Consider the following 9055-nt stretch of genomic DNA (forward strand, 5'->3'; position numbering starts at 1 on the left):
CGGGTGCTGGACGGCGGTCAGGACGTCGTGTCGGTGCCGGTGCTGCGCAAGGACCGTGCCGAGGAGGGCGCGCTGCTCACCGCGCTGGCCCGGCTCCACGTCGCCGGCGTCCACGTCGACTGGACACCGTGCTTCGAGGGGACCGGGGCCCAGCGTGTCGAACTGCCCACCTACGCCTTCCAGCGCGAGCACTACTGGCCCGAACCGGCCGCGGCGCCCGGCGCGGGAGCCGGGCAGGACCCGGTGGACGCCGCCTTCTGGGCCGCCGTGGAGCGGGAGGACCTCCAGGCGCTGTCCGACACACTCGACCTGGACGAAACGGTCCTGTCGGACGTGCTGCCCGCGCTCTCCTCGTGGCGCCGCGGACTCGACGAGCGGTCGCTGGTGGACGGCTGGCGTTACCGGGTGACCTGGCGCCCGCTGACGGCCACCGCCGTCAAGTCCCCGGCCGCCGAAGGTCCCTGGCTCGTGCTGATCCCCACCGTGCTCGACGGCGACCCGTGGGCCGAGGCCGTCGTCGGCGCCCTCGGCGCGGACGCGGTGCGCGTGGTCTGCGCTCCGGACGACACCGCTCTCGCCGCACGGCTGGCGCAGGCCGCCGACGGCACCGAGTGCACCGGTGCGGTCTCCCTGCTCGCCGCCGCGACGGACAGCGGCGACCGTGCCCTGCCCTCCGGTGCCGCCTGGCCGGACGCCCTGCTGGACGCCCTGGACGGCGCCGGGATCGCCGGACGCCTGTGGGCCGTCACCCGGGGCGCCGTCTCCGTGGGCCGTTCCGACGCCGGAGCGGACCCCGTGCAGGCAGCGATCTGGGGTCTCGGCCGGGTCACCGCCCTGGAGCGGCCCGACCGCTGGGGCGGTCTCGTCGACGTCGACCACGTGGCCGACGGCCGCACCGCCGAGCGCCTGCGGGCCGTCCTGAGCGCGACCGGGCCGGACGCCGAGGACCAGGTCGCGCTGCGCGCCTCCGGCGCCTACGGCCGGCGACTGGTCCGAGCGACGGCACGGCGTCCGGACGCCCCGTGGCGGCCCACCGGCACCGTGCTGGTCACCGGCGGCCCCGAGGGCTTCGCCGGCCACGTCGCCCGCTGGCTGGCCGGGAACGGCGCCACCGGCGTGCTGCTGGCCGTCCGCGGCGAAGCCGATGCCCACGCGCTCGACGCGCTGCGTGCCGAACTCGCCGATCTGGAGACAGAGTTCACGGCGGTCGTGCACGACCCGGCGGACCCCTCCGCCCTCACCGCGGCGGTGGACGCCCTGCCCGACGGCCGTCCGCTCACCGCCGTGATCCACACCGGCGACGACACCGCTCCCGCCGACGACGCCGGTGCACCCGGCGCGGACGCCCTCCTCGCCGCCGTACGCCGGGACCTCGACGCGCTGGACACGGTCACCGGGGACCGGAACCTGGACGCCTTCGTCGTGTTCGGCTCCATCTCCGGGGTCTGGGGCGTCAGCGGTCAGGGAGCCGGCGCCGCGGCGGGCGCCTACCTGGACGCCGCCACCCGGGAACGCCGGGCGGGCGGCGGCACCGCGGTCGTCGTCTCCTGGGGCGCCTGGGCCGGCGCGGGACCGGACGGGCTCGCCGCCCACCTGCGCGCCAACGGCCTGCCCGCCATGGACCCGCACCGGGCCCTGACCGTGCTCGGCGCGGTCGTCGGCGACGCCGCCGCCGACCCGTCGGCACCGGCCTCGGTGACCGTCGCCGACGTGCTGTGGGACCGCTTCGCGCCCGCCTTCACCCGCACCCGGCCCGGCCGCCTGTTCACCGAACTGCCCGAGGCACGGCGCGCCCTGGAGGCGGCCGGCGGCGGCGACCGCGCGGACGCGGGCACCGCCGACACGCTCCGCACCCGCCTGCGGCAGCTCGACGAGCGGGACCGGCTCCCGTACGCGCTGGACCTGGTCCGCACCGAGGTCGCCTCGGTGCTCGGCCACCCGGGCGCCGGCGCCGTACCCGCCGAACTGGCCTTCAAGGACCTCGGGTTCGACTCGCTGACCGCCGTCGACCTGCGCAACCAGCTGGCCGCCGCGACCGGGCTCACCCTGCCCGCCACCCTGGTCTTCGACTACCCGACGCCCACCGCGCTCGCCGCGCACCTGCTGACCGGGCTCCTCGGCGAGGACACCGGTCCGAAGACCCCGGCCGCGCCCGGGACGGACGCCGGGGCGGCCGACGACCCGATCGTCATCGTCGGCATGAGCTGCCGCTACCCGGGCGGAGTGCGATCGCCCGAGGACCTGTGGGAGCTGGCCGTCGCCGGCACCGACGCCATCGGCGCCTTCCCGACCGACCGCGGCTGGGACCTGGACCGGCTCCTGAACGGGGACCGGGACGGACGGGGCCGCAGCGTCACCCGCCACGGCGGTTTCCTGTACGACGTCGCCGACTTCGACCCCGACTTCTTCGGCATCTCCCCGCGCGAGGCCCTCGTCATCGACCCACAGCAGCGGATCGTGCTGGAGAGCGCCTGGGAGGCCCTGGAGCGGGCCGGCATCGACCCGGCCGGGCTGCGCGGCGGTGACACCGGCGTGTTCGTCGGCGGCGGCAGCGGTGACTACCGTCCGGCCCTCGGCCAGGTCGGCCACGTCGAGACCGCCCAGTCGGCGAGCCTGCTCTCCGGCCGGCTGTCCTACACCCTCGGCCTGGAAGGGCCCTCGGTCAGCGTCGACACGGCCTGCTCGTCGTCGCTGGTCGCCCTGCACCTCGCGGCGCAGGCCCTGCGCAACGGCGAGTGCTCCCTCGCCCTCGCGGGCGGTGTCACCGTGATGTCGACGCCGGTCGGCTTCGTCGAGTTCGGCGAGATGGGCGCACTGTCCCCGGACGGCCGCTGCAAGGCCTTCTCCGACGACGCCGACGGCACCGCGTGGGCCGAGGGCGTGGGCATGCTCGTCGTCGAGCGCCTCTCCGACGCCCGCCGCAACGGCCACCGGGTCCTCGCCGTGCTGCGCGGCTCGGCCGTCAACCAGGACGGCGCCTCCAACGGCCTGACCGCCCCCAACGGCCCCTCCCAGCAGCGCGTCATCCGCAAGGCGCTGGCCGCCGCGGGCCTCACCGCCCGCGACGTCGACGCCGTCGAGGCGCACGGCACCGGCACCGCGCTCGGCGACCCGATCGAGGCACAGGCGCTGCTCGCCACCTACGGCCGGGACCGCGCCCCGCAGCGTCCGCTGCTGCTCGGCTCGCTGAAGTCCAACCTCGGCCACACCCAGGCGGCCTCCGGTGTCGCCGGCGTCATCAAGATGGTCCTGGCGATGCGCCACGGCACCCTGCCGAAGACCCTGCACGTCGGCACGCCGTCCTCACACGTCGCCTGGGACCCGGACGCCGTACGGCTGCTGACCGAGGAGACCGCCTGGCCCGAGACCGGGCGTCCGCGCCGCGCGGGCGTCTCCTCCTTCGGCGCCAGCGGCACCAACGCCCACGTCGTCCTGGAACAGCCCCCGGCCGAGGCCACCGTGCCGGCCCCGCCCGCCGGGGGCGGCCCGGCGGCCGCAAGGCCGCTGCCCGTGGCCCTGTCCGCCGTCACCCGGGACGCCCTGGCCGAGCAGGCGGACCGCCTGCTCGCCCGGCTCACCGACGGCGCGGACCCGGCCGCCGCGCACTCCACCGCCCCGGTCGCCGACCTGGCGCTGTCCCTCGGCACCACCCGCTCGGCGTTCGAGCACCGCGCCGTGCTCGTCGCCGCCGACCGGTCCGAACTCCTCGACGCGCTCACCGCGCTCGCCGGGGACCGGGCCGTCCCGAACGTCCTGCGCGGCCGGGCCGTGCCCGGTGGCCGGACCGCGTTCCTCTTCCCCGGCCAGGGCTCCCAGCGGCCCGGCGCCGGCCGTGGACTGTACGACCGTCACCCGGTGTTCGCCGAGGCCCTGGACGCCGTCGCGGCCCGTCTCGACCCGGAGCTCGACCGGCCGCTGCGCGAGGTGATGTTCGCGCCGGAGGGCACCCCCGAGGCCGCCCTGCTGGACACCACCGGCTACACCCAGCCCGCGCTGTTCGCCCTCGGTGTCGCCCTGTACCGGCTGGTCGAGTCCTGGGGCGTCCGCCCGGACCTGCTGGCCGGGCACTCCGTCGGCGAGATCGCCGCCGCCCACGTCGCCGGGGTGTTCACCCTGGAGGACGCCTGCACGGTCGTCGCCGCCCGCGCCCGGCTGATGCAGGCCCTCCCGGCCGGCGGCGCCATGATCGCCGTACGGGCGAGCGAGGAGGAGGTCGCCGCACGGCTCGGCGACCGGATCTCGCTGGCCGCCGTCAACGGCCCCGACGCGGTGGTGCTCTCCGGAGACGAGGACGCGGTCACCGCCCTCGCCGAGGAGTTCGCCGCACTCGGCCGGAAGACTAGGCGTTTGCGGGTGAGCCATGCGTTTCACTCCCTGCACATGGACGCCATGCTCGAGGACTTCGAACGGGTCACCCGGAGCGTGTCGTACACCGCGCCCACGCTGCCCCTGGTGTCGAACCTCACCGGGGAGACGGCCGCACCGGAGCGGGTGTGCGACCCCGGGTACTGGGTCGAGCACGTCCGCGGAGCCGTCCGGTTCGGCGACGGCGTACGCACCCTCGCCGCCCGCGGCGCCACCCGTTACCTGGAGCTCGGGCCCGACGGAGTGCTCTGCTCCCTGGCGCAGGACACCTTCGACGCCCTCGCCGACGACAACCGCCCGGCCCCGGCCGCCGTACCGGCGCTGCGCACCGGACGCGACGAGGAGCGGTCCCTGATCGGCGCGGTGGCCCGGCTGCACGCCGCCGGCCAGCCCCTCGACTGGGCCGCGCTGCTCGACGGCACCGGCGCCCGCCGCGTCGACCTGCCGACGTACGCCTTCCGGCGCCGCCGGTTCTGGCCCGACGAGGCCCCCGCCGCCGCGGACACCGCGACCGGCCCCGGAGACGGCGACGCCGCGTTCTGGGCGGCCGTCCAGGGCGAGGACTTCGACGCCCTCGCCGGTGACCTGGGCGTCGACGGGGAGTCCCTGTCCCGGGTGCTGCCCGCCCTGCGGGACTGGCGCCGCAGGCGCGGCGACCAGGCCACCGTGGACGGCTGGCGCCAGCGCATCGCCTGGCGTCCCCTGAACCGGTCCGGCGCCCCCGGCGCCCCGGCCGGCGCCTGGCTGGCCGTGCTGCCCGCCGGACACGCCGACGACCCGTGGACCGCCGAGGTGCTGCGCCTCCTCGGCCCCGCGACCGTCCGCCTGGAGGCGGACCGCGCCGACCGCGCGGACCTCGCCGTCCGGCTGCGTCGACTCCAGGAGGACGGCCACCCGTTCACCGGCGTGGTGTCGCTGCTCGCCCTCGCCGAGGGGTACGACCCGCAGGCCCCCGGCACCCCGCGCGGCGCCACCCTCACCACCGCGCTGCTCCAGGCGCTCGGGGACGCCCGCGTCGACGCACCGCTGTGGTGCCTCACCCGCGGCGCCGTCGCCGTCTCGCCCGGCGAGAGCGTGCCCGCGCCGCTGCAGGCCGCCGTGCACGGCCTGGGCCGGGTCGCCGCGCTGGAGTACCCGCACCGCTGGGGCGGCACCGTCGACCTGCCCGAGACCCTCGACGCACGGTCCGCGGAGCGGCTCGCGGACGTCCTCGCCGACCCCGGGGGCGAGGACCAGCTCGCCGTCCGGCCGGCCGCGGTCTTCGGCCGCCGGCTCGCCGCCGTACGGCCCGGCGCCCCCCGCGACTGGCAGCCCACCGGCACCGTCCTGATCACCGGCGGCACCGGCGCCCTCGGCGCCCACGTCGCCCGCCGCCTCGCCGGCGCCGGAGCCCGCCACCTGGTGCTCCTCAGCCGCGGCGGTCCCGACGCACCCGGCGCCGGCAAGCTCCGCGCCGAGCTCGCCGAACTCGGCGCCGAAGCCACCCTCATCGCCTGCGACACCGCCGACCGGGACGCCCTGGCCGCCGTCCTCGCGGACATCCCCCGTCACGCGCCCCTCACCGGCGTCGTGCACACCGCGGGCGTCCTCGACGACGGCGTCCTCGACGGCCTCACCCCCGAGCGGTTCGAGACGGTCTTCCACGCCAAGGTCACCGGCGCGCTCCTCCTGGACGAGCTGACCCGCGGCCACGACCTGGACGTCTTCGCCCTGTTCTCCTCCGCGTCCGCCGCGGTCGGCAACCCCGGCCAGGGCAACTACGCGGCGGCCAACGCGGTCCTCGACGCCCTCGCCGAACGCCGCCGCGCCGACGGCCTGCCCGCCACCTCCGTCGCCTACGGCGCCTGGGGCGGCGACGGCATGGCCGGCGACGGGCGCGCCGCCGCCCTCGCCCAGCGCACCGGCATCCGGCCGCTCGACCCGGACCTCGCGGTCCTGGCGCTGCGCCAGGCCGTCACCGGGAGCGACCCCGTCGCGGTCGTCGCCGACGTCGACCCCGAGCGGTTCGTGCGGGCCTTCACCACCGTGCGGCCCAGCGCCCTGCTGACGGAGATGCCCGCCCACGCCGCCCTCACGGCCACCGCGGCCGCCGCCGGGCACGATGCCGACCGGGCCGTGTCCGACCTGCGCGACCGGCTGGCCCGGCTGCCCGGCAACCGGCGCCTGGGGACCGTGCTCACCCTGGTGCGGGAACGCGCCGCCGACGTCCTCGGCCACACCGGGACCGACCTGGTCGGCCCCGACCGGGCCTTCCGCGACCTCGGCTTCGACTCACTCGGCGCCGTCGAGCTGCGCAACCAGCTCGGCGCCGCCACCGGACTCACCCTGTCCGCCACCCTCGTCTTCGACCACCCCACCCCCGCCGCCCTCGCCGAGCACATCCTCGGCGAGCTGCTGCCCGGCGACACGCCGGGCGGCGGGACCACCGACGAGAACGCCCTGCGCGCCGTCCTCGCCTCGGTGTCCCTCGACCGGTTGCGCGAGATCGGCGTCCTGGAGCCGCTCCTGAAGCTCGCCGGGCGGGCTCAGGCGCCGGCGGCCGGGGCACGTGCGGAGGGCACCGGCGCCGAGGACGCGTCCGACGCGTCCATCGACGCCATGGAGGTCGACGACCTGGTGCAGGCGGCACTCAACGGCAACCTCGACGAACAGCGGGACTGACGGAGCGATCATGACCACGCCCAGCGAAAAAGTTGTCGAAGCTCTCCGGGCCTCGCTCAAGGAGACCGAGCGGCTGCGGCGGCAGAACCGGGAACTCGCGGCCGCCGCCGCGGAACCCATCGCCGTCGTCGCGATGAGCTGCCGCTACCCCGGAGGCATCGCCTCCCCGGAGGACCTGTGGCGGCTCGTCGAGTCCGGCACCGACGCCATCTCCGGGTTCCCCACCGACCGCGGCTGGGATCTCGACGCCCTGCGCGAGGCGGGGGTCGACGCGCGCGGCCACTCCGTCAGCCAGCAGGGCGGCTTCCTCGACGGCGTCGCCGACTTCGACGCCGCCTTCTTCGGGATCTCGCCCCGTGAGGCCGTCTCCATGGACCCGCAGCAACGCCTGCTCCTGGAGACCTCCTGGGAGGCCCTGGAGCGCGCCGGCATCGACCCGCAGAGCCTGCGCGGCAGTTCCACCGGCGTCTTCGTCGGCACCAACGGCCAGGACTACGCCTACCTGCTGGTCCGCTCGCTGGCCGACGCCACCGGCGACATCGGCACCGGCATCGCCGCCAGCGCCACCTCCGGCCGGCTGTCCTACACCCTCGGTCTGGAGGGCCCGGCCGTCACCGTCGACACCGCCTGCTCCTCCTCCCTGGTCGCCCTGCACGCCGCCGCCCACGCCCTGCGCGCCGGGGAGTGCGGCCTCGCCCTCGCGGGCGGCGTCAACGTCATGTCCGCGCCCGGCTCCCTGATGGAGTTCAGCCGCCAGGGCGGACTGGCCGGTGACGGCCGCTGCAAGGCCTTCTCCGACGACGCCGACGGCACCGGCTGGTCCGAGGGCGTCGGCATGCTCCTGCTGGAACGCCTCTCCGACGCCCGCCGCAACGGCCACCCCGTGCTCGCCGTCATCCGCGGCTCCGCCGTCAACCAGGACGGCGCCTCCAACGGCTTCACCGCCCCCAACGGCCCCTCCCAGCAGCGTGTCATCCAGCGCGCCCTGCGGTCCGCCGGCCTGACCACCGCCGACATCGACGCCGTCGAGGCCCACGGCACCGGCACCCCCCTCGGCGACCCCATCGAGGCACAGGCGCTGCTCGCCACCTACGGCCAGGGCCGCGACCCCGAACGGCCCCTGCTGCTCGGCTCCATCAAGTCGAACATCGGACACGCGCAGGCCGCCGCCGGTGTCGCCGGCGTCATCAAGATGGTCATGGCCCTGCGCCACGGCGTCCTGCCGCCCACCCTGCACGCCGACCGGCCGTCCCGGCACGTCGACTGGAACGCGGGCGCCGTCCGGCTCCTGGGCGAGCGCACCCCCTGGCCGGAGACCGGCCGCCCCCGCCGGGCCGGCGTGTCCTCGTTCGGCATCAGCGGCACCAACGCCCACGTCCTGCTGGAACAGGCGGAGCCGACCCCGGAGCCCGAAGAGCCCGCCGCCCCGACCCTCACTCCGGCGGTCGTGCCGTGGCCGGTCTCCGCCAAGACCGAGGACGCCCTGCGGGACCGGCTCGCGCAGCTCACCGCACCCACCGACGCCCCCGCCCTCGACACCGGATACTCCCTCGCCACCGGCCGCTCCGTCTTCGAACACCGGGCCGTGCTGCTCACCGGCGCCGACGGCGTACCCGCCGAGGTGGCCCGCGGCCGGGCCACGGAACGGTCACTGGCCGTCCTGTTCTCCGGCCAGGGCGCGCAGCGGCCCGGCATGGGCCGTGAACTGTACGCCCGCTTCCCGGTGTTCGCCGAAGCCCTCGACGCCGTACTGAACCGGCTCGACCGCGAACTCGACCGTCCGCTGCGCGACATCGTCTTCGCCGGACGCCGCACCCCCGAGGCGGGACTCCTGGACACCACCGGGTACACCCAGCCCGCGTTGTTCGCGGTCGAGGTGGCGCTGTTCCGGCTCGTGGAGTCGTGGGGTGTGCGGCCCGACTACGTCGTTGGTCACTCGGTCGGGGAGATCGCGGCCGCGCATGTGGCGGGGGTGCTGTCCCTGGACGACGCCTGCACCCTGGTCGCGGCGCGTGCCCGGCTGATGCAG

2 protein-coding genes are annotated in these 9055 nt (G+C 76.7%); both read left to right on the forward strand.

What is annotated here, in order from left to right; all coding sequences use genetic code 11:
• Positions 1-7026, forward strand: a 7026-nt coding sequence (locus ADK41_RS37090) for a type I polyketide synthase (protein WP_030837219.1), incomplete at its 5' end; no start/stop codon positions are given.
• 10 nt (positions 7027-7036) lie between these two features.
• On the forward strand, positions 7037-9055 hold a 2019-nt coding region (locus ADK41_RS37095), incomplete at its 3' end, for a type I polyketide synthase (protein WP_159044009.1).

The organism is Streptomyces caelestis (genome assembly GCF_001279005.1).
Lineage (GTDB): Bacteria > Actinomycetota > Actinomycetes > Streptomycetales > Streptomycetaceae > Streptomyces > Streptomyces heliomycini.